The 23214-nt window shown below is 38.5% G+C and carries 19 protein-coding genes; 14 read left to right on the forward strand and 5 right to left on the reverse strand.

Annotation, left to right across the window (positions count from 1 at the left end):
- The first annotated feature begins 184 nt into the window (after positions 1-184).
- The 11 genes from DUT68_RS00800 to DUT68_RS00850 all read left to right on the forward strand — a co-directional run bounded on the left by DUT68_RS00800 (position 185) and on the right by DUT68_RS00850 (position 11276).
- Positions 185-634, forward strand: a complete 450-nt coding sequence (locus DUT68_RS00800) for a Rossmann-fold NAD(P)-binding domain-containing protein (protein ID WP_113634854.1) — start codon at positions 185-187, stop codon at positions 632-634.
- Complete coding sequence (gene hemN / locus DUT68_RS00805; RefSeq protein ID WP_113634856.1) at positions 621-1967, forward strand: oxygen-independent coproporphyrinogen III oxidase; 1347 nt, start codon at positions 621-623, stop codon at positions 1965-1967. Before DUT68_RS00800 ends, hemN begins: the two co-directional genes overlap by 14 nt.
- Positions 1968-2036: 69 nt before the next feature.
- Entirely contained in the window at positions 2037-4424 is a 2388-nt protein-coding gene (locus tag DUT68_RS00810; RefSeq protein WP_113634858.1) for a heavy metal translocating P-type ATPase, read from the forward strand.
- 300 nt (positions 4425-4724) lie between these two features.
- Positions 4725-4904, forward strand: coding sequence for a cbb3-type cytochrome oxidase assembly protein CcoS (gene ccoS, locus DUT68_RS00815; protein WP_113634860.1), 180 nt, complete (start codon positions 4725-4727; stop codon positions 4902-4904).
- A gap of 72 nt (positions 4905-4976) precedes the next feature.
- Complete coding sequence (ccoN, locus tag DUT68_RS00820) at positions 4977-7118, forward strand: cytochrome-c oxidase, cbb3-type subunit I (protein WP_113634861.1); 2142 nt, start codon at positions 4977-4979, stop codon at positions 7116-7118.
- Between the two features lie 4 nt (positions 7119-7122).
- The gene (locus tag DUT68_RS00825) at positions 7123-7305 is read left to right on the forward strand and encodes a hypothetical protein (RefSeq protein WP_113634863.1); all 183 of its coding nucleotides are present in this window, start codon (positions 7123-7125) and stop codon (positions 7303-7305) included.
- Positions 7292-8221, forward strand: a complete 930-nt coding sequence (locus DUT68_RS00830; RefSeq protein WP_237088226.1) for a cbb3-type cytochrome c oxidase N-terminal domain-containing protein — start codon at positions 7292-7294, stop codon at positions 8219-8221. Before DUT68_RS00825 ends, DUT68_RS00830 begins: the two co-directional genes overlap by 14 nt.
- A 40-nt stretch (positions 8222-8261) precedes the next feature.
- Positions 8262-9638, forward strand: a complete 1377-nt coding sequence (ccoG, locus tag DUT68_RS00835; RefSeq protein WP_113634865.1) for a cytochrome c oxidase accessory protein CcoG — start codon at positions 8262-8264, stop codon at positions 9636-9638.
- Between the two features lie 33 nt (positions 9639-9671).
- A complete protein-coding gene (locus DUT68_RS00840; RefSeq protein WP_113634867.1) occupies positions 9672-10100 on the forward strand; it encodes a FixH family protein in 429 nt (142 codons plus the stop codon).
- Positions 10097-10795: a sulfite exporter TauE/SafE family protein gene (locus DUT68_RS00845; RefSeq protein WP_113634869.1), complete on the forward strand. Its 699-nt coding sequence runs from the start codon at positions 10097-10099 to the stop codon at positions 10793-10795. Before DUT68_RS00840 ends, DUT68_RS00845 begins: the two co-directional genes overlap by 4 nt.
- An 88-nt stretch (positions 10796-10883) precedes the next feature.
- Entirely contained in the window at positions 10884-11276 is a 393-nt protein-coding gene (locus DUT68_RS00850; protein WP_113634870.1) for a hypothetical protein, read from the forward strand.
- A 71-nt stretch (positions 11277-11347) separates the two neighbouring features.
- On the opposite strand, the gene DUT68_RS00855 is transcribed toward DUT68_RS00850, so the two are convergent.
- The 5 genes from DUT68_RS00855 to DUT68_RS00875 are packed head-to-tail and all read right to left on the reverse strand — an operon-like array spanning position 11348 to position 17998.
- Positions 11348-11767: a response regulator gene (locus tag DUT68_RS00855; protein WP_113634872.1), complete on the reverse strand. Its 420-nt coding sequence runs from the start codon at positions 11765-11767 to the stop codon at positions 11348-11350.
- A complete protein-coding gene (locus DUT68_RS00860) occupies positions 11757-12839 on the reverse strand; it encodes a hybrid sensor histidine kinase/response regulator (protein ID WP_237088227.1) in 1083 nt (360 codons plus the stop codon). Before DUT68_RS00860 ends, DUT68_RS00855 begins: the two co-directional genes overlap by 11 nt.
- Positions 12840-12847: 8 nt before the next feature.
- Entirely contained in the window at positions 12848-14968 is a 2121-nt protein-coding gene (locus tag DUT68_RS00865) for a sensor histidine kinase (RefSeq protein WP_113634875.1), read from the reverse strand.
- On the reverse strand, positions 14965-15681 hold the full coding sequence (locus DUT68_RS00870) for a hypothetical protein (RefSeq protein ID WP_113634877.1): 717 nt from the start codon (positions 15679-15681) through the stop codon (positions 14965-14967). Before DUT68_RS00870 ends, DUT68_RS00865 begins: the two co-directional genes overlap by 4 nt.
- Positions 15668-17998, reverse strand: a complete 2331-nt coding sequence (locus DUT68_RS00875) for an Rv1355c family protein (RefSeq protein ID WP_113634879.1) — start codon at positions 17996-17998, stop codon at positions 15668-15670. The genes DUT68_RS00870 and DUT68_RS00875 overlap by 14 nt, the downstream gene beginning before the upstream one ends.
- A 118-nt stretch (positions 17999-18116) precedes the next feature.
- Between DUT68_RS00875 and DUT68_RS00880 the strand changes: the two genes are divergently transcribed.
- The 3 genes from DUT68_RS00880 (at position 18117) to DUT68_RS00890 (ending at position 23209) form a co-directional block, all read left to right on the forward strand.
- Positions 18117-18572 carry a response regulator gene (locus tag DUT68_RS00880; RefSeq protein ID WP_113634881.1) on the forward strand — a complete coding sequence of 152 codons (456 nt, stop codon included), beginning with the start codon at positions 18117-18119 and terminating at the stop codon, positions 18570-18572.
- Positions 18573-18701: 129 nt separating this feature from the next.
- On the forward strand, positions 18702-22244 hold the full coding sequence (locus tag DUT68_RS00885) for a PKD domain-containing protein (protein WP_113634883.1): 3543 nt from the start codon (positions 18702-18704) through the stop codon (positions 22242-22244).
- Positions 22241-23209: a PorP/SprF family type IX secretion system membrane protein gene (locus tag DUT68_RS00890; protein ID WP_113634885.1), complete on the forward strand. Its 969-nt coding sequence runs from the start codon at positions 22241-22243 to the stop codon at positions 23207-23209. The genes DUT68_RS00885 and DUT68_RS00890 overlap by 4 nt, the downstream gene beginning before the upstream one ends.
- Positions 23210-23214: the final 5 nt, after the last annotated feature.

Here is a 23214-nt window from a genome sequence, read left to right on the forward strand (position 1 = left end):
AGCGTATAAATCAGAACTCCCAAATCTAATATTTTAGGATAATCATTGCTTAAAAAAATTGCGTCACTCAGAATTTTAGAAGTCTTTAATCCTTAATTCCTGATGAAAATCATTTTTTAGCATAATGATGCTCAAGCCTCAAAGCAAAAAGGCAAGGTAGTTTTGTGATATATAAAAGAATTTCATGAAGGCTATCGCATATAATATTAAACCTGAAGAAAAAGAATGCTTGGTGTTGGCTAATCATAAAAAACATGATATCACTATTATAGCCAATAGTTTAAGTAAAGAAACTTTGCCTTTTGCTCAAGGTAAGGAAGTGCTAATTGTGTTTAATGAAGATGTACTTGACGCAGATTTGATTTTAGGCTTAAGGACTTTAGGGATAAAATACATTGCTACTTCATCTTTTGAAACTCAACATATTGATTTAACTGCAGCAGGTTTGGCAGGCTTTAAAATAGCAAATGTTCCGGTAGCTAGAGATGGTTCCAATTTGGCAATGGAGAGGATGCAACAGGTAATTAAAAATCTAGATAATTGGGCGGCTGGAAAATGTGTTGGCAAGGCCTGTTGTTGTCCCAATGATTGTGGCGCAGCAATGAGGAAAGGAGCGGACGATGGCCAGCACTGAGTTATTAAAAAAATACAATGTAGCAGCTCCACGCTACACCAGTTATCCAACAGTGCCTTACTGGGATAACAACCAGTTTAACGTGACACAATGGAAACAACGATTGGTTACTGCCTATGGCTTACACAAGCAAGAGGGCATCAGTTTGTACATACATTTACCATTTTGCGAAAATTTATGTACTTATTGTGGTTGCAACACCCGTATCACCAAAAATCATGGTGTTGAATCTCCGTATATCACTGCATTATTGCAAGAGTGGAAAATGTATTGCGACTTACTAGGTGAGCGCCCAAAAATTAAGGAAATACATTTGGGAGGCGGTACACCAACTTTCTTTAGTCCGGATAATTTGAAGCATTTATTAGCGACTATTGCGGGCGGAGAGCGATTTGATGATGGGGCAACCTGCTCTTTTGAAGGACATCCCGATAATACAACTGCTGAACATTTGCAGGTTTTATATCGATTGGGCTTTAAACGGTTAAGCCTGGGCATTCAAGATTTTGACCCAACAGTACAATTCATGATTAACCGTTATCAAACACCTTTGCAGGTTCAAACAATTACCGAATTGGCTAGGTCGATAGGTTATCAGTCTGTGAATTACGATTTGATTTACGGTCTTCCTGGGCAGCGTAAAGAAGGTTTGAAAGCCACCATTGAGGAAGTGACCAAGCTTAACCCTGATAGAATTGCATTTTATAGTTATGCTCATGTGCCTTGGATAAAAGCTGGTCAGCGTCATTTTACAGAAAACGATATCCCGCAAGGAGATGAAAAATTTGCTTTATATGAAACTGGAAGACAAATGCTGGTTGAAGCAGGTTATGAGGAAATTGGGATGGATCACTTCGCTTTAAAAACAGATAGCCTATATATTGCAAGTAAAGCAGGTAAGCTACACCGCAACTTCATGGGCTATACCGACCAGCATACGCCAATCTTATTGGGTTTGGGCGTTTCTTCCATCAGCGATTGCGGAACTGCTTTTGCACAAAATGCCAAAACTGTGGAGGAGTACAAAAAGATGATCGCAACTAACGAATTGGCAGTTCAAAAAGGGCATTTGCTTAGCTTGGAGGATCTTCAAATACGTAAGCATATCTCCAACTTAATGTGTCAAAACCAAACTGTTTTTGATAGTGATGTTGATGCCGCAGTACTCAACCGCCTGCAACCAATGATTGATGATGCATTGGTAAGCATAGATGCACAAAAAGTCACTATTAAACCAATGGGTAAATCCTATTTGAGGAATGTATGCATGGCTTTTGATAGCAGGCTTTGGGAACAACAGCCAAAAACGCAACTATTTAGTACAGCCATTTAAAGTAACAGCATTTTGTTTCATCAGTTTGTTGTCAGTAGCAATCAAAAATTATAGAAAGGAGCCCATTACATGAACCATTCAGCGCTTACCCACCAAAGTTCAGTTTGCTACCATTGTGGTGATCAGTTATCTACTATAAAATTGAGCTACGATGATAAAGATTTCTGTTGCGTAGGCTGTAGAAGTGTGTATCAGTTACTTTCTGAAAATAACATGTGTAATTATTACGCATACAATGATACTCCGGGGCAACGCGTAGCCAACAGTGGTCATTTCGAATACTTAGATGAGGAGAGTATCATTACACAGTTAATCAATTATAAAGATGAAGACAATACCATCGTCACTTTTTACATTCCATCTATCCACTGCAGCTCTTGTATTTGGTTGCTGGAACATCTCTATAAAATAAATGCTGCTATTTTTAGTTCTCGTATAGATTTTTTAAAAAAGGAAGTAACCATTAGCTATAAGCACAAGCAAGTTTCTTTACGTGAAGTGGTACAAATACTGAGTAACATTGGATACGAGCCTTTAATCAGTCTGCAAGATGTAGTCAAAGAGAAAAGCAATTCGGTAAACAAGCAATTGATTTGGAAAATTGCCATTGCCGGATTTAGCATGGGCAACGTGATGCTGTTTAGTTTTCCAGAGTACTTTGGTTTATCTAATATAGAAAAAGAGTTTCAGCAGCTTTTTGCTTGGCTAAATTTGGCGTTTTGTATCCCTGTTACATTTTATTGTGCTAAAGATTACTTTACATCGGCTTTTGCCAGTTTAAAACAACGCTACATTAACCTAGATACGCCACTTGCGCTCATCATAGCAGTGCTTTTTATACGTACCGCTATTTCAACACTATTGCATACAGGTCCGGGTTTTGCAGATACGTTAACAGGACTGGTTTTTTTGTTGTTAATGGGGAAATGGGTAAAACAGCGCACTTATCAGCATATTTCGTTTGATAGGGATTACCGTTCGTACTTTCCAATTGCCATTACTACCTTGAAAGATCACCGGGAAAAACCGGTAGCCATTAGTGATATAGCCGTTGGGGATCGGCTGTTGATACGCAATGGCGAATTAGTTCCAGCTGATGCCATATTGATGAAAGGTGATGCTTGGCTGGACATGAGTTTTGTAACTGGCGAAGCCGCACCTCAGCAGAAAGTTTTGGGTGAAATGGTGTATGCTGGCGGTAGGCAGATGGGGGAGGCAATTGAGTTGGAAGTCATCAAGCCGGCTTCGCAAAGTTACTTAACTGGATTATGGAATAAGGATTTTTACAAGTCCGATTTAAAGAAAAAGAGTTTTAATGATCGCATTGCAAAATATTTCAGTATTGGTGTTTTTGTAGTTGCTTTCGCGGCTACAGCTTATTGGTTATGGCAAGGCGATAGCACCAAAGCATGGTCGGCTTTTACCGCGGTAATTATTGTTGCCTGCCCTTGCGTTTTGGCCTTAAGTACGCCATTTACTTTGTCCGCAATTTTATCAGTTTTCGATAAAAAAGGCTTCTACGTTAAAAATACTGACGCTGTTGAGCAGTTGGCCGATTTGGATACCGTGGTTTTTGATAAGACTGGAACATTGACAAGTACACATCAATCTGCTATTGTTTTTAGTGGAAATTTAACGGAAAAAGAACAGTTGATGGTTGCTTCGCTGCTGTATAATTCCTCGCATCCTTTAAGTAGGCAGGTCTTTAAAAGTTTAAATCCTTACCGAATTTATCCTATTGTTAAATACAACGAATTATTGGGTAGGGGTATTACAGGAGTGATAGAAGGCAGTGTAGTTTATGCTGGCAGCGTAAGGGGACTAGCGCAGCCGATAGAAAGCAAAGAGGAAGCAGGCGTACATATTGCTATCGATGGCGTTTACAAGGGTTGTTTTTCTATTGACCAACAGTGGAGAGAAGGTATATTTCCGTTGATTAAATCTTTGGAAGATAAATATCAGTTAAAGGTGCTTTCTGGAGATACCAATAAAGATGAACAGATGCTGAAATCGATCTTCAGCGCTGATGCCAAGATGGCGTTTAACAAAAGTCCGCAACAGAAACTGGAAGCGATTAAACTATTACAGCAACATGGCTCAAAAGTAATGATGCTAGGGGACGGATTGAACGATGCTGGAGCGTTGAAGCAAGCAAATTTTGGGGTTGCAATTACTGATAACATTAATAATTTCACGCCAGGTTGCGATGCGATATTAAGTGGAGATCACATTGGTTTGTTACCTCGTTTTATTGAATTGAGCAAGGATGGTTTGAAAACAATTAAAATCAGCTTTGCTATAGCCACTGCATACAATTTGATTGGGGTTTACTATGCGGTACAGGGTACACTTTATCCTTTAGTTGCTGCGGTTTTAATGCCAATAAGCACCATTACGATCATCAGTTTTACAAGTTTTGCCACACGATATTTTGCAAGGAAGAATGGGTTGAGGTAGTTGTTAGGTATCAGGAGTCAGGGGTCAGGTATCAGGAATTAGTGGTCAGGGGTTAGGGAATAGGTATTAGGTATTAGGTGTCAGTAACTAAAATTGACTAATGAACTAATGAACCAGTGAACCAATTAACTAATGAACCAGTGAACTAATGAACTAATGAACCAATGAACTACTCCGTCTATCCAAAAATTTATCCCTGTCCTTTGTTCTAACCTCGGACTTCCCGACTTTTCTGACTTTCCGATTCTTCAACTTCCAAACTAAAAAACTAATTAACCAATCACAAAACAACCAAAAAACATGAACATACTTTATTTTTTAGTCGGATGCAGCGTTACCATGGCGCTCATCTTCTTAGGCGCATTTTTTTGGTCGCTCAAAAGTGGTCAACATGATGATGTATATACACCAAGTGTACGTATTCTTTTCGACGACGAAACTGATATTCCTGAAAGTGATAAAGATCATATTTCCGACTAACGCTTATCATCAGCTTTGCTGTAGCGCTAGGATAACTTTGTTTCCAACATAACAAATCTATTTCTAATCATTATGCAGCTAGAAAAATTTACTTACGACAACAAAATTGTACGAAATTTCGGTATTGCTTCCGTAGTATGGGGCATTATCGGGATGTTAGTAGGATTAATTGTTGCCATGCAGTTGTACAAGCCCGAACTTAACATGGGCAATCAGTACACCACCTTTGGTCGTATTAGGCCGCTACACACCAATGCCGTAATTTTCGCTTTTGTGGGTAACGCTATCTTTATGGGCGTTTACTATTCGCTACAGCGCCTATTAAAAACCCGAATGTTTAGTAACGTGCTCAGCAATATCCATTTTTGGGGCTGGCAGTTAATTATTGTTTCTGCTGTAATTACTTTGCCTTTAGGAATCACTTCATCTCATGAGTATGCTGAGTTAGAATGGCCTATCGATATAGCGATTACCTTAATTTGGGTGGTGTTCGGCATCAATATGTTTGGTACCATCATCAAACGTCGCGAAAGGCATTTATATGTAGCCATTTGGTTCTATATTGCCACTTTCGTAACCATTGCAGTATTGCATATTGTAAACTCATTTCAGCTGCCTATATCTTTCTTAAAAAGTTATTATGTGTTTGCCGGAGTGCAGGATGCCTTAGTACAATGGTGGTACGGGCATAATGCGGTTGCTTTCTTTTTAACAACACCATATTTAGGGATGATGTATTACTTTCTTCCTAAAATGGCGAATCGCCCAGTGTATTCATATAAATTGAGTATCCTTCACTTTTGGTCACTAATCTTTATCTACATCTGGGCTGGCCCACACCACTTGCTATATACTTCCTTGCCAGGATGGGCGCAATCACTAGGTGTAGTTTTTTCCATCATGTTAATTGCACCGAGTTGGGGCGGCATGATCAATGGCTTGTTAACCTTGCGTGGAGCTTGGGATAAAGTGCGTGAAGATGTTACCTTGAAGTTTATGGTGGTGGCACTTACTGCTTATGGTATGGCCACTTTCGAAGGTCCAATGCTCTCCCTTAAACAAATTAATGGTATTGCCCACTTTACAGATTGGATTGTAGCCCACGTACACGTAGGTGCGCTTGGTTGGAACGGTTTTTTAACCTTCGGCATTTTGTATTGGTTAATTCCTCGTATCTACAAAACAGAGCTCTACTCTAAAAAATTAGCTGGCTTCCACTTCTGGATTGGTACGCTTGGGATTTTGTTTTACGCTATTCCAATGTACTGGGCAGGTTTTACCCAAGGTTTAATGTGGAAAGAGTTTACTTCAGAGGGTTTGTTAAAATACGCCAACTTTTTAACTACTACACTGCAAATTATTCCAATGCATATTTTACGCTCTATTGGCGGTGCACTTTATTTGATAGGTGCAATTGCGATGACCTACAACCTTGCAAAAACAATGTTGAAAGGAAAGCTAGTAGCCAATGAGGAAGCGGAGGCAATGCCTTTAGCGAAAGTGGTAGTTGACGAAGATGCTGCGGATAGAAAATGGCACAGAATTTTGGAACGCAAGCCAATGAAATTTATGGTGTTGTCTTTGATCGTAATCTTAATTGGTGGTATGGTCGAAATGATGCCGACTTTTACTATCGAAAGTAATGTGCCAACCATTGCTAGCGTAAAACCATATACGCCGTTAGAGTTGGAAGGTAGAGATTTGTACATCAGAGAGGGCTGTGTGAATTGTCATTCGCAAACTATCCGTCCGTTTAGATCGGAAACTGAGCGTTACGGCGAATACAGCAAAGCAGGGGAGTTTGTATACGACCATCCATTTTTATGGGGTAGTAAACGTACAGGACCTGATTTACACCGTATTGGTGGTAAATACTCTAACGCTTGGCACTACAATCACATGATGGATCCAACTTCAATGTCTCCAGGTAGTATTATGCCTCCTTATCCTTGGTTAATTGCCCAAAAATTGGATGTAAGCCAAACGCCTGCTAAAATTAGAGCGATGCAAACTTTAGGTGTGCCTTACAGAGAAAATTTTGACGCAGTGGCTGTAGCTAAATTAAACGCTCAGGCTGAAACCATAGCGGAAGACCTAAAACAGAATAACATACAAGTGAAAAGCGACAGAGAAATTATAGCGCTAATTGCCTATCTGCAACGTTTGGGTACCGATATCAAAGCAAATAAAACAACTATTCCTTCTAACCAGTAAAATTATGTTCAAGCAAATAAAAGACCTAGCCGGAGGTGAGTTTTATCTCATCTTATCTCTGCTCATATTCATGGCTTTCTTCATTTTGGTAACAGTATATCTATTGAAAATGAACAAACAACATCTAGTTGAAATGAGTAATCTCCCAATTAGCGAACCTCAAAATAATGGTTATGAAGAAGTTTAGTTTGATGATATTTTTTGGCTTGCTGGCTATTAACGCTATTGCTCAAGGCGGTGCAGCTGCCAGCGCAACAGGAGAGGCGGCGCCAGTTATTCCCGAGCCATCTTTAGGTGTGAGCACAACAGAATTATTGATCATCACTTTGTTGGTGTTCTCCATTATCCTGCTTTTTGTGGCCATCACACTTTACAATAGTTTTAAAGTGATTTATCAGGAGCGAATTAATCCAACGCCTTACAGATCAAAAGAACAGCAATTGCTAGAGTATGAGGATTGGAAAAAGCAAAATGGCAGCCGCCCTAATTTGTGGACCAAGCTTTTGAGTTTAAAGCCACTATCGGCTGAAAAGGATTTAGAAATTCCGCATACTTACGATGGTATTAAGGAGCTTAACAACCCTGTTCCTACTTGGTTTAACGTACTTTTTTATGGTACCATCATCTTCGGAGCAATTTATCTGTACTATTATCATTTTAGTGACCGCGGCCAACGACAAGACGATGAATATCAAACTGAAATGGCAAAAGCTGCTATTGAAAAGCAGCAATTTTTAGCTAAGTCTGCTTCTTCGATTGATGAAAATTCGGTTAAGGTAGATCCTGCACAAATTGCTACAGGTAAAGGTGTATTTGATGCGAATTGTATTGCCTGCCACGGGCAACACGGCGAGGGCTTGGTTGGTCCAAATTTAACCGATGAATTTTGGTTACATGGCGGTAGCGTGAAAGATATCTTTAAAACCATTAAATATGGCGTTCCAGCAAAAGGCATGGTAAGTTGGGAGAAAAACATGAGCTCTTCTAACATCAGTGCTGTAGCTAACTACATTTTATCGCTTCAGGGTTCTAAGCCGGCAAATGCTAAAGCGCCACAAGGTGAAAAATACGACCCCGCTGCTGCTGAAACTGCCGCTAATTGATATAGCTAAATAGAATTGAAATCGAATAATAGGTAAAGTGATGGCAAAATCTGAACAAAAAAGCAAAGAAAGTCAAAAGATTTTAGGCCGAACATTTCTATATCCGAAGAAGCCGCAAGGTACTTTGTATAACAAAAGAAGTTGGTTCAGTTATAGTTTATTGCTGTTATTGTTTGCCAGCCCATTCGTGAAACTGAATGGCGAACAACTGATATTGCTCAATCTGTTGGAGAGGAAATTTGTTTTCTTTGGATTGATTTTTACACCTCAAGATTTCTATCTTTTTGCATTGGCAATGCTCATTTTTATGCTCTTCATTGTATGTTTCACGGTGGTTTTGGGTAGGCTGTGGTGCGGTTGGGCCTGCCCTCAAACCATTTTTATGGAAATGATTTTTCGGAGGATTGAGTACTGGATTGAAGGCGACGCCAACCAACAGCGTAAGTTAGATGCACAAGCCTGGAACTTCGAAAAAATTTGGAAAAAAGGGATAAAGCATTTGTTGTTTCTATTGATATCCTTTTTAATTGCGAATACCTTTTTGGCTTATGTCATCGGTTCGGATAAACTTTATCTTATCATCACAGAACCTATTAGTGAACATGCTAGCGGTTTTGTATCTATATGGATTTTTACCCTAGTTTTTTACGGTGTATTTTCCTATCTGAGAGAAGTGGTGTGTACCGTAATTTGTCCATACGGTCGCTTGCAGGGAGTATTGTTAGATAACAAAAGCTTAATCGTTGCGTATGATGAAGTTCGTGGCGAGCCAAGAGGTCATCTTCAAAAAAATGAAAGCCAAAATTTAAAGGGCGATTGTATAGATTGTGGTCTTTGTGTTCAAGTTTGTCCAACAGGCATAGATATTAGAAAAGGAACACAGCTGGAATGCGTTAATTGTACAGCTTGTATTGATGCCTGCGATGAAGTAATGCTCAAAATCAATAAACCCAAAAAGCTAATTGGATTTTACACACACGATTTCATTACCAAAAGATCGCGATTTAAAATTGGAGCTAGAGGAATTGGATACGCTGCGGTATTATTTGTAGTGATGATGGTTTTTTCTTCGCTTGTTTACAAAAGGGAGGCGGTTCAAACTACCGTACTTCGAGCAAGCGGAACTTTGTTTCAAAAGCGCAAAGATGGGAGCATCGCTAATTTGTACAATGCTGAATTAATTAATAAAACCAATAAGGATATCCGATTCATACTTCGATCGGCCGACAAAAATGATCAGATTGAGTTGATTCAAGCTGATACTTTGCTGCCCAGGGAAGGAACGGCAAGATTGACCTTTTTTCTCATCAAACAACCGAAAAACATTAAAGATTTTAAAAGTAAGATCGCTTTTGAAGTGCAGGAAAACGGTATAACAGTCAGCAAAGCGAGTACTACGTTTTTTGCACAACCTTAAATATACAATTAGCTTCGGCGTAAATAATTCAACATGAATTGGGGAACAAAAATAGTTTTAGGGATGGCGGCTTTCATGTCGTTCATTATTGGCATGGCCATTTATATGTTTAATAATTATGGTAAAGATGCGCTTGTAGAGGACGACTATTACGAAAAAGGTATCAACTATGATAAGGAATTTAATGCCAAAACCAATACGCTGAATGACCAGGCAACACCAGTTATCGATATTACTAAAAGCCAGCTGATCATTAAGTTAAAAGATAGTGCCAACTACGATTTGGCGCTGATGAGGCCTTCGGCGAAAGCAGCCGATATTCATAGTAAAGGACATACCATTGGAGAGGCGAATTTGATATTGATTGACCTAACAGGAATGAATAAAGGGCTTTGGCAGTTGAAATTAGCTTGGACTGTTGGCGGCAAAGACTACCTATTTACCAAAGAAATTACGCTATGAGCTTTATGCCACTTGCTTTTTTGATGGGTTTTTTAGGAAGCTTACACTGTGCCGTAATGTGCGGCCCCATTGTATTGGCTTTACCATTGAGCAAAAACAACAGGTGGCAGCATGTGTTTCAAATCTTGCTTTATCAACTAGGTAGGATAAGCGTTTATGCCGTATTAGGCGCTTTTGTTGGGTTAATTGGCGATGCATTTCATGTGTTTGCCAAACAGGAGGTAATCAGCTTGATAGTAGGAATTTTACTTGTAACATTTACCCTGTTGCAATGGAGCGGCGGCTACATTTCGTTTTTTCAAAAGATACAAGCTAAGATGGTAAAGCCTTTGAGTAAGCTAATGGGTAAGGTGTTTCATTTCCCCATGTGGGGTTTGCTAGCAGGCATGCTTAATGGTCTAATTCCATGTGGAATGGTGTATTTGGCTTTGGCCACAGCACTCAATTCTTCGGGCTCACAATCAGCTGCTTACTTTATGCTTTTGTTTGGTTTGGGCACTACACCGCTAATGCTCGCCATTTCAATTAGTGGAATTTACCTGAAGAGATACTTGCGCTTTAACAGTCAAAAATTAATCCCTTGGTTTGCTATTTTTTTAGGAGCTCTGTTTATTCTGCGTGCTGCAAATTTGAATATTCCATTTTTATCGCCACAAACACATTCTACATATGGTAATACCGCAAATTGCGGTTAGTACAATTTTAATTTTGCGTATTTATTTTAGTATTAATACCATTTAGTGGGTATTTTTCTTTTGATACTTATTTGTGATATTTGCTCATATGTTGAACAAAATTAAATTCATACTCTCACTGCTATTTGTCTTCATTAGTCTTTTATCTTGCGATAAAGAGAACATTAATAAAGAAAATGGTCAATACGCAATTACCTTTAATTACGTGGGTACACAACACCTAGAACTTTTGGTTTATGTTGATGGTCAATTGTCAGGTTCGTTTTTTCCAGCTCCAAATGTGGTGCCCAGTTCTACCACCGAGTGTAGAGATTTAAAAGACCCAGATAAACTCACTAACGTTTACGTGATTAAAGATGTTACAAAAGGTGAGCACACCATTGAACTAAGAAGCAAAAGCGATGAATTAATTACAACGCTACAATTCGAAATGCTTGATAGGGAATGCGTGTTCCAAAGCTTCAACTTAGTAAAAAACTAACGCTAATAATTTTCTCGCTATCTAAATCTATGTAGTATTTAATTACAGTTGATTTAATGCCTCAATTAATTTTATATTCCAAGCGAACCAGAATATTTGCTCAAAAGTTCTTTTAACTCGTTGGGATAGAGCGGTTTTTTAAGTAGCTTAATTACAAGCGGGTTAGCTTCTGCTTTTTTGATGTCGCCAAAATCCAGTGTTGAAGACAAAATGGCGAGTTTGCAAGTGTCAAGGAAGGCTTTTGGAAATTTCTTATAGATTTCTAAAAATTCAAAACCATCCATTTCAGGCATTTGGATATCCAATAAAATAAAATCAGGCCACTGTTCAGGATTGCTTAGGTTTTTATTGATGTAAGCAAGTCCTTCTTCGCCCGATTGGCAAGAAATAATCTCATCGAAAAAACCAGATAAGTTGATGATCCTATAATGTATCTTTAAATCAATCTCATTGTCATCAATCAGCAGCACTTTTCCTGTTCTATTTGGCATTGGGTATTGTTATTTTAAAGGTGGTACCATTTTCTATATTTGAGCTTACGTTAATATTTCCGTTAATTTTATTCAATGCTTCTTTAACAATAAATAGGCCTAAACCGCTTCCGTGGTGCATTTTGCTTTTGAAAAACTGAGTAAATATTTTTTCCAAATGCTCCTTAAGGATGCCCATACCGTTGTCGTTAATTTCTATTTGCGCTTCATGTTCATCCACTTCTATGTGAATATTAACGGTTTTATTGGGTTCGTTAGTCTTTTGATATTTAATGGCGTTGGATATCAGGTTGCTAAGGATGACCTCAATTCTAAACGCATCCCCAATAAACCTTACATTTTGGTTGATACTAACGTTAAAGTTGGTGTCTTTGTCCGAAAAACCATGTAGTTCAACCAGTTCGTTAACAATGGTAGCAAAATTAATCTCGCTATGGTCGGGCACATCTTTAGCGTTTTTATAGTACTGCAGCGTTTTCTGGATATAGTAATCAAGTTTGTTGGAACAGGTTTCTATTAATCCCCAATACTCGCCACTGGAGTCGTACAAACCTTCCATTTTAACCAAGTTGATGATACCTATCACTGAAACCAATGGTGCTCTTAACTCATGCGAAATACTATAAATAAAACGGTTAAGCTCATCATTGGTTTTCTGCAGCTCAACCATCTTGTTGCGTAAATCTATTTTCGCTCTGTAAGCGTCGTAGGCATTTTTTATTGAGTTGTGAAGTTCCAAATCATTCCAGGGCTTGGTAATGTACCTGTAAATATCCCCATGGTTAATGGCATCAGCTAAGGCTTCAATATCCGTATATCCAGTAAGTAAAATACGGATAGGATCGGGGTGGGTATCTACAATGCTCCTAAAAAATTCCACACCCGTAGTGTTGGGCATTTTCTGATCGGCAATGATCACATGAACATCAATGTTTTGAAGTATGAGCAAACCCTCTGCCGCCGAAATAGCGGTATAGATTTCGTACATACGCCTAAAACTAGCACGGAAAGCCTGAAGGTTATTTTCCTCATCATCTATGTATAAGACGCGTACGGTAGGAGTGCTCATCATAATGTTAGTTATGGTATATTTACATGCAAGGTAATAATAAATTCAGTACCTTTTCCAACTTCAGAAACAACTTCTATATGTCCTTTGTGTTTTTCAATGATACTAAACACAATAGACAAACCTAATCCTGTGCCTTCCCCAATATCCTTGGTAGTGAAAAATGGTTCAAAGATGCGATGTTTCACTTCTTCGCTCATGCCCGTACCGCTATCCTTAATGCTAATGAAAACTTGTTGGCTATCATACCAACTGCGTATAGTTAAAAATTCTTCTTGGGCCTGTACTTCTTTACTCTTTATAGCCTGCACCGCATTAGAAACCAAATTCATAAATACTTGGTTAATTTTGCCTGGCATGCACTCTACCTTTGGTAAGTTCCCTAGGTCTTTAATTACCACCAAATTGTCGGGTAGGGTATTTCTAATTAACACCAAAGTAGATAACAGCCCTTCGTTAAGGTCAATGGCTTTCATATCGGTTTCATCCACACGGCTGAAATTCCTTAAACTCCTAATAATTTCTGCTGTACGCTTCGCTCCCTCGCTAATACCAGAAAGTAATGAAGTAATTTCGTTGTTGATAAAGCCTAAGTCAATCTGTCGTTTATAGGCATCAATTTCATCAAACTGTTTTTTAATATCACCTTCAAAATCAATCTTTTCATATTTGCTAATGATGTCTTTCAAATCGTCGATATCCAATTGCAGTGGCTTCACATTCGAAGTAACAAAATTAATTGGGTTGTTGATTTCGTGTGCAATACCCGCCGTAAGCTGACCAAGAGCCGCCATTTTTTCGGCATCTACTAGTTGCGACTGTGTTGATTTCAGATTGTTAAGCGTTTCGTTTAGCGTGGTATTTGCATTTTCGAGTTCTTCCGTACGTTCTCTAACTTTTTTCTCTAATATGATATTTTGTTCCTTAATTAACTTCTGGTTTTCTAAAGATGCATTCAAGGCTTGCACCTGTGCCGTTTCATTTTCTTTCTTGAAGTAATTAATTTTATCCGCCAAAGCAAACGAGAGCAACATTACTTCAATTGCTGATGATAATTGGAGTAAATATGTGGTAAACGTATTGTAAGGCATAATGCCGTAGTCTTTTAACACAAATAGAATTGCTCCAACAAGTAAAATCGACCAGGCTAAAAGATAGAAGCCTGCGGGTTTAAAATGTTTCTTGAAATACACATAGTAGGAGGCATACATGGCAATACCAGCTCCAAGCAGCGTAAGTATTTGCATTAAAATGAAAGTGGCCGTGCTACCAATTACTAGCAATGCACCAATACTGATTACTACCAAAATCAAATAAACCTTGAATAGCTTATGTGAAAATGGTGAGAAAAGTTTGGTGTTTAAAAATGAAATGGTAAACAAGCAGGCAAATACTAAGCCCAGCAACGAATACAGCACCACAGAGTTTTGATTCATGAAGGAATCTGCTTCCCACATATACCTACGCCCGTAGCCTTGTATTGAAATTTGAGCTAACCAGGTGAAAAGGATATAGAAAACGTAAAAAATATAGCTTCTGTCGCGTACAACGATGAATAAGAATAAGTTGTATACGAACATTACGAGCATTATACCGGTATAAATACCAAAAATGATATCTCTTAATGCATGCTTTTCAAGTAATTCGTATTCTTTTTTTACAGAAATTTTAGTGATGAAAACCTCGTGTGGCCTTAATCTGAGATACAGTACATCGCTTTTATTTAACAATTTTGGTAATAGGAATGAAAAACCTTGACTGTTTTTTGCCGTACCATTGTTATACAAATCGAAAGACCTGATCAGCGAATCTTTTTGTCCAAATCTTTTTAAATATAACTTCGCTAGCTGAAATCTAGCTTGATCAATAGTTAACAATTCATTCTTGAAACCAAGAACGTTGTTGGGTACAAGCTTTATCCAATAAGTATGGTCACTCGTGCCAAAATTGAGTATTTCTGTTTTTATTTCGGTAAAAGGAGAGTTAACAATTTGTTCAAAGGTTTTTGAATTGCTCTTATCTTCCAGGTAATATGTTTTAAACAAGCTTTGAGTGCTGCGCTCAGCAAAGCAAATGCTGCTGTAAAAAAGCGCTATACTTAAAAATAGGTATCTGATTATGGCTTGCTTCATATTCTTGATAGGTCAAAGACGAGTGTAACATCGGTGCCAATTTTTGATACTACCTGTTTGGTTTGGACAATGTCGTTTCTCATGGTTAGAATATTTGTTTTTTCAGGTTCGAGCGCCAAAGGTAAATTTACGATATCGTGGTTAAACATCACAGTGGCCGTCATATCGTCTTTAGGATAGTAGAATTTGCCGTTGTTTCCAAGTTCCTTTACAGGTTCAAATCCGCCACGTACTACATTTCGGTAAGTAGCAGGAGCAGCAAGGCCAAATAATGTTTTAAGGTTCATAAATTGGGCATAAGCTACACAGGCTGTACTCAGGTGATTGCTACCTACGCCTAAACCAGCAACTTCAAACGAGTTCCAAACACCTGCAACTTCACCAGTTCCGCCGTCGGTATAGTCGTCAACCATTTGATAAATTTTTTCATCCATGTAGCCAACCGCATCTTCAATTGGAAGTCTGTTGATACGATTTGCCCTATGAATTCTTCCGCCACCAACAGCTTTTCCAGTATCTCCATCGGTTACCAGCATAACATAAACGTCGGGGTTCAGTATCCAGTCGGCTTTTGCGGAAGTAATTTGGGTAATTCCGAAAATTTCCAATACCCGTCGGTGGCCATCCATAAAATTAATACAAGCTTCTCTATCATCAATAGCTCTAAAGGCTGTAAAATTGATGCGCTTTATTTCTGAGTTATGCCCTTCCAATGGAGAAAATTTTATCGTTTGACTTTCTGATGGTTTTTTCTGGAGATGCGCTAGCCTTAAAAATTCTAAACATAAACATAGAAACAGAATTTTCAGGCTTGTCAAATATAAGATTAAACTCGTTTTCTGCGTTGGTTAAATACAACTTTCTTTCTTCGGATAAAGTTGCGCTTTTTTCTACAGTATTTTTATAGAAAAATAAAAGAGGGACATTAACCGGGTGGATTTGAAAATCTGATGCAGTGGCGCCTAACCACATTTTTTCAGCTGCTATGCCACACTTGATCCAAGATTGCACCTCGTTGTTTGGCATACAAATTAATCCAATTGCCGATGAACTCATGAACTGTTGCGTTAGCAATCTTCCAAACGCACCGCCGCCTTTTATCTGTTCCAAAAAGCTAATCATCCGTTTGTCTTGTAGGAGCCTAATTCCGTATTGGTCGTTAATTCCTAAATCGAGTGTATGTATGCCAATACCGTCCTCAGTTTTAGCAACCTCATCAGGTGTCCAGCGCATTTCTTTTACAATGAAATCTTCATGCGCTTGCGGAATAAACATCCTAAACAAATCGGTAGTGGTCGCTATTTCTGAAAGCCTTTTTATCTTTGCCGCATCTTGGATAAATGTAAGCGATGCGCCTTCGGTTTGTTCAACTAAACCACAAAGGTAAGCCATTTCTTCGTTTGAAATTTCAGTACGCGGAGGGCTTTTCCTGTTCGTATGCCTAAGTGGGATTTGTTTTTCTAGCAACTTCTGCTCTTCCGTAGCTTCTGCTCCATCAGTGAAGGTGAAAATAGCGAGGTGTTTCGGCGCAAATTGCGGCGTTAGTTTCCAATGCACTTCTAGTTTTTGTACACTAGCTGCCAACAATAAATTTTCAATGGCTGCACCTATGGAAGTATAGGACGAAATAAATTGCGGATCTAAATAGGCAGCGGCTGTATTTTCATCTAAAAATAAATGCAGTTTCTTATCTTGATAATGCCAACGCCAAGGTTGGTTATTGCCTCCTGACGGTGCTTTTTTAACCGCATCAATAAGGTAGTAAATCTGCTCATCGTTTAATTGCTTTGCTGCAGCTAAGTCTAAGTCTTCAAATTGATGCTCACTAACGAAATTGATGATATCAGAAGCACTTAGTGGTGGGGCAGTGTGTGTTTCTGTAATACTGTTATTTTCCTCCTCTGGATTTGTAATCATTTCATCTAAATCCAAGAAATATCTTCCTGAAACTTTAAGTGTGTTAAGGAGGATTTTTCTTGACAAATCTGCACTAACGCCACCGCCAAACGTTACTGCACTTGCTAGCTGTGGCCATGTTGATATAGAGCTCATCAACTCAACCGCCGAAGCTTTCATACGGGGTGAAAGTGTTTCGAACCCTGTTACGGCCGCAATGTAAGGTACTTTTTCATCGAAGGTTTTGAGATGTTTGAACTTGCTCATGTCCAAATGGTCAACCATTCCGTGTAAAATTGGCCGATTGGGTTCTAGGTCAAAACGCTCAATGTCAATTGTGCCTCTGTCGCTGCCTTCCATCAATACTGGTATTTGAAGGTTTCTGGCAGCCTCTCTGGCACTTATTTTAATGTCAAAGCTGTCACACTCATCAATAAGTAAATCGAGTTTTCCATTCTCGGTTAAAAAAGATTGGATGTTATCATCAGTAATGCCTTCATCAAAACATACGACATTTAAAAATGGATCAATTTCTGCAATTTCTCTTGCTACAATAACCGTTTTTTTAACGCCTATATTTTGTACACCAGTTCTTATTCTGTTGATGTTACTTAAGTCTAATTCATCAAAATCAGCAATGCGGAGTTCGCCAAAACCGCGTTCCATAGCCAAAGTAAGTGAAACTGATTGTCCCACGGAAAGTCCTATAACGCCAATTTTTTTGGTTGATAAGAGCTCTTGCTCGTCTTGAGTTATTTTATGCTTGTTGCGATTGGTCCTAACTGTAATGAATTCTTCTTGATCTAAGATATGGACCAGCTTATTTGCCCAAGGGTAATATACCCATACGCCGTATTCGTTGCTGTTGCCGATTTTTTCTATTGCCATTTTTTCAAGCTCTGCCTTGGGAAGCATTGCGTTTAATGGCTTAGTACATTTGATAAGTTCGGTAACTTGATTTTTTATCGTGTCGAAAACCTGTAAATTATCAGCTTTTGATAGGAGGTTGTTAAATGTAGTTTTATCGTCACTGTTCGACAGTCTCAGTATAACCGGTTTATAAAGATTCTGTGTTTCTTTTGTTTGGATGATTAGAGCGTTCAGGTGAGAGCTTACAGCGTCTGTGGTATACATTTTCGTATTCTAAAGATGAATTTTTCGGCATAAAAAGTGGTTTTCCATAGTTAAAACACTAAATTAGTTTTTTAGAATTACAATAAAAAAGTATTTTTAACTTTTTATTACTTGAAAAATGACAGCGAATATCCTTTACGTTGATGATGAACCACATAATTTAAGTGCCTTTGCGGCTACTTTTCGTAGATTGTATAAAGTTTTTACAGCAGAGTCTGCTGATGAGGGCAGGAAAATTTTAGATACAGAAGATATACAGGTGGTAATTACCGACCAACGCATGCCTAAAACCACTGGTGTAGAGTTTTTAGCTTCGATATTAGAGAACCACCCTGATCCCATTAGAATGATTTTAACGGGTTATACGGATATAGATGCTGTAATTGACGCAATTAACAAAGGTCAAGTTTATCGTTACATTCAAAAACCTTGGATGGAGGAAGATTTACGTATTAATATAGACAAGGCTATCGAGATTTATACGCTCAGAAAAGAAAATAGAGAACTTACTGAAAAGCTTTTAGTTGCCAACCAGCAGTTAGAGTTTATCGCTCGTCAAAATCTATTATCTTAGCTCTTTTAGGTGGATTTTACTTTGCCGATACATTTCATGCATTTACCGATACTATACCGTCTTGAGCAAAATATCTAGTTAACTTCATGCTTCTCCTAGGTTTCTACCTCTTTATGTTTTCAATTTGAAATGAAAAACAGATTTCTGCTCATTGTATTAGGCTATTTTCTTTTGGTCAATGCACACCTTTTTGCACAAAGCACTTCTAATAAAGGCACCGATTTTTGGGTGGCTTATACTGGCCACATTGATGGCTTGAATTCTAGGATGACTTTGTTCCTATCATCCGATGTAAATACTACCTATCAAGTTAAATCTGGTAACGTGGTAATTTCAAGTGGGTCAATAACTGCAAATGTGGTTAAGCCTGTCTTTATTGATCCAACGATATACAGTGTTTATATTGGTAGCTCGGATATCCTAGAAAGCAATAAAGGGATTAATGTCACCAGTGCTAGTGCAATTTCACTTTACTGCGTAATATCAAACAACGCTCGTACAGGCTCAACCTTGGTGTTGCCAACTTCGGCCTTAGAGCAAGAATATTATGTTTTTTCGCAACAAAACACAGGTAGTAGTAACCAGGCTGTCTATTCGGAGTTTACCATAGTAGGCATTAAAGATGGGACTACGGTAGAAATTACTCCAACTCAGAATAACCGGAACGGCACAAGAGCAGCCAATACAAAATTCAATATTACATTAAACAAAGGGGACGTTTATCAGTATCAGGCAATCAATGATTTAACAGGTAGCCAGGTGAAATCAATAAGCGGTTGTTCGCCCGTGGCAGTTTTTTCTGGTAACTCTTGGGCTGCATATTGCGAAGCAGGCAATTCACGCGTTGCAGCGGGTAGCTTTAGTCCAAATGGCGGTGATAACCTGTTTCAGCAGTTATTTCCCGTAACTGCTTGGGGACGTAATTTTGTATCGGCACCTTTTTATAATACGCTTAACGGCAATACTGATGTCATTAAGATTATTGTTGCAGAAGATAATACCACGGTTACTGTAAACGGCAGTACTACCGTCGCTAATGGCACGGCTTTATTAAATCCATATAGAAAAGGTAGTGTCATCACTTTTTACAGTACATCGCCAAATGTAATAAAGGCAAGTCTACCGATAGCGGTTGCGCAATATCAGACATCTCAAAATTGTAACCTAAACAATGCTGCTACTTCGGGTCAGGGAGGCCCTTATCTTGGAGATCCAGAGATGACTATCCTAAATCCAATTGAGCAAACTTTGAAAGATATTGCTGTTTATTCTAAGCTGAACAGCGTTACTGGGGTAAATACTAATATTTCTAAATATTACCTCAATATCATTATCAAAACAGTGGATATTGCGGGATTTACGCTTGATGGAGCTACCATTGTTAGTCAATTTATGCCAATTGCTGATGGCGAATACAGTTATGCTGTGGTGGATGTAACTAATTCTGGAGATCAACATCGGTTGATAGCGAGTGGTGGTTTTGTGGCTATAGCTTACGGCTATGGGCTGGTGGAATCGTACGCTTACTTAGCCGGAACAGATTTAAAGAACTTAAAAAGTAATATCCAGGTATTTTCAAAAGGAAGCAGTATCGCATCCACTAATTTTTGTTTGGGCACTAATTTTGATTTTGTTTTACAACTTCCTTATGTTACCGATAAAATAACGTGGACACTCAATAACGGTGCTAAAGTTGATATAGTGAATACGCCTTCTTATACCACAAAAGTGGAAGACGGACAGACATTTTACCTTTACAACTACTCACTTTCTTCGGCATTTTTCCCAAATTCAGGAAACTACGTATTGAAAGCGTTAATTCAAAAGCCCACAGCGGCAATCTGTGCAAACGACGAAGAGCTATTCACCACATTCGATGTGTTTTCACCTAATTTCACATCACAATCAGAAGCTTGTGTAAATACAGATGTTCAATTCACAGACTCGTCGCCGCGTACTGGGGGAAATATTAAAACGTGGAGTTGGGACTTTGGCGATGGTGTAATAGATAACAATCAGAATCCAAAGCATAAATTTTCAACCCCGGGCGTAAAAACAGTTAAACTTACTGTTACTACAGATTTAGGCTGTAATTTAACTGCTACAAAAACATTAACGGTCATTACAGCTCCTAAATCAGCTTTTACTGCTGTAGGTCCGTTCTGTCCGGGGGCAACTATTCAATTTAATAATGAAAGTACCTTTGTAAACTCGAATATTGTAAGTAGAGTCTGGGATTTTGGAAATGGTGCGCCAACATCCACCGCTGTATCTCCGACTGCCGTTTATACCACCGCCGGCACATATAACGTAAAATTAATTTCTACCTCTTCAAGCGGTTGTGCTGATACATTAATAAAGGCAATTACCATTTATGAGATACCGGAAGTTACGTTTAATGATCCTGGTTCGTGTGTTAATGACGTGGTAGCATATCAAGGAGTAGCAGTTAAGGGTACAATTACTTCTTGGCTGTGGGATTTTGGGGATGGTACCAACGACATATCTCAAAAATCTTTGCAGAACCCGAATCACAAATATACTGCTCCGGGAACTTACACAGTTAAATTAACCGCAAGTTCTGATAAAGGTTGTCCGGTGACTTTCTCCAAACAGATTTTAATTAGTGGTAGTAATCCAAATCCAATATTCGAGGTTAAAAATGCGAACACGAAATTATGTGCCGCTGTAGATGTTAGCTTTGAAAATAAAAGCACCATTGGTTTTGGAAATATTACTAAACTAGAATGGATATTTGACTATAAAGTTGGAGGCGCCAATACTGTCGAAGTTGATAATGCACCTACTTTCGGAAAAATTTACACACATCAATTCCCGAATGCAGCCAGCATCACAAACTATAAAGTGGTGCTACGTGCTTATTCCGGTCAGCAATGTGTTGTTGAGTCGGCTCCGGTTACAGTAACCATTTATCCAGCGCCAATTTTAAAGTTCGACGCCATTACCTCGTTATGCGAAAATGATAATCCAGTGCAGTTAATAGCGGTTGATGAAAATAGTTTAGCTGGTAATTTTGTGTTTTCGGGAACAGGCGTTACTTCAAATGGCATCTTTAGTCCACGCGTTGCAGGCCCAGGTAATTTTAATATTAAATGTACTTACAATGCCAATGGTTGTACAGCCGAAAAGAATATTAATATCACGGTAGATAAATTACCTGTTGTAACTATGCCGCCGGATATGGATATTTTACAAGGCGGGCAAAAACAAATCGCTGCATCGGCTACTGGGGCTAACTTAAAGTTTAAGTGGTCGCCATCTGAAGGGTTGAGCGCCGACGACATCATTGATCCGATTGCCAAACCTACCAAAACAACTAAGTATACTTTAACTATAACTTCAAATAGTTGTGATGTGGTTTATGAATACTTAGTAACCGTACATGAAGAACCAGTTATCCCTAACGTATTTAGCCCTAATGGCGATGGTAAAAATGATACTTGGAATATTAAGTATTTAGAGACACTCCCAAATGGAATAATTACTATATTTAACAGGTACGGACAGAAGGTGTTTAATGCTTCCCCGTATAACACTCCTTGGGATGGACGATTTAATGGTACAGATGTTCCTGTGGGTGTTTATTATTACATTATAGAACCGAACAACGGAAAGAAAAAATACACAGGATCGCTCACCGTCTTAAGATGATACGTTTAGGATTTATTATTGGTATATTATTTTGTACGAACATAGTTTTCGCTCAGCAAAGACCACATTATTCGCAATATCTACAAAATATGTCGGTAATTAATCCTGCTGTTACGGGTTTAAATCAGGGAATGGACTTACGACTTGGCATTAGAAACCAATGGCAAGGTTTAAAGGATGCTCCTAAAACTGGCTATGTGACGTTTAGCATGCCTGTTTCTTTTGGTGGAGATATGGCTAACTACAGAGCAAGTGATTTGGGAGTTCCAGAGCCTGCTACAAAAGATGATATGTTTGACTACACTGCTTCAATGCCACATCATGCTTTTGGAGTATTGTTTTTGAACGATAAAACTGGCCCGTTAAATAGAATTACCGCTAATTTAACTTATGCCTACCATTTGGCACTTGGCGACAGAGCAAACATTTCAGTTGGCATTGGAGTAGGAGGAAGTAGGTTAGGCATCAATTCTTCGAGCTTGTTGTTTGAGGAAGAAGGAGATCCCACCGTGGGAGGCTCTGGTGAAATTAACAAATATGTACCTGATTTAAATGCTGGCCTATATTTTTACGGACCAACTTTTTACGTAGGTGCTTCTATGCAACAAATTATAAAAAATAAAATTGCTTTTGATGGTGATTTTAATGTAGGTAAGGAAGTTGCTCACTATTTTTTAACGGTTGGAAATAAATTTTGGATTAATAATGATTTTTCGGTTACTCCATCTGTTATGCTTAAAGTAGTTAATCCACTACCTAAAGCATTCGACCTTAATTTAAAATTCGCCTACAGAAATAATTTTTGGATTGGCGGAGGATATAGAAAAAATGATGCTTTTTTTGGTAACTTAGGCTTTAATGTTGCTAATACTGTTGGGGTAGGATATGCTTACGATTATACTACCTCAGAATTAAATACTGTTTCGACCGGATCACATGAAATAACCTTGAGAGCTTTGTTTTAAATATT

Origin of the sequence: Pedobacter zeaxanthinifaciens (assembly GCF_003313335.1) — a bacterium.
GTDB classification, from domain to species: domain Bacteria; phylum Bacteroidota; class Bacteroidia; order Sphingobacteriales; family Sphingobacteriaceae; genus Pedobacter; species Pedobacter zeaxanthinifaciens.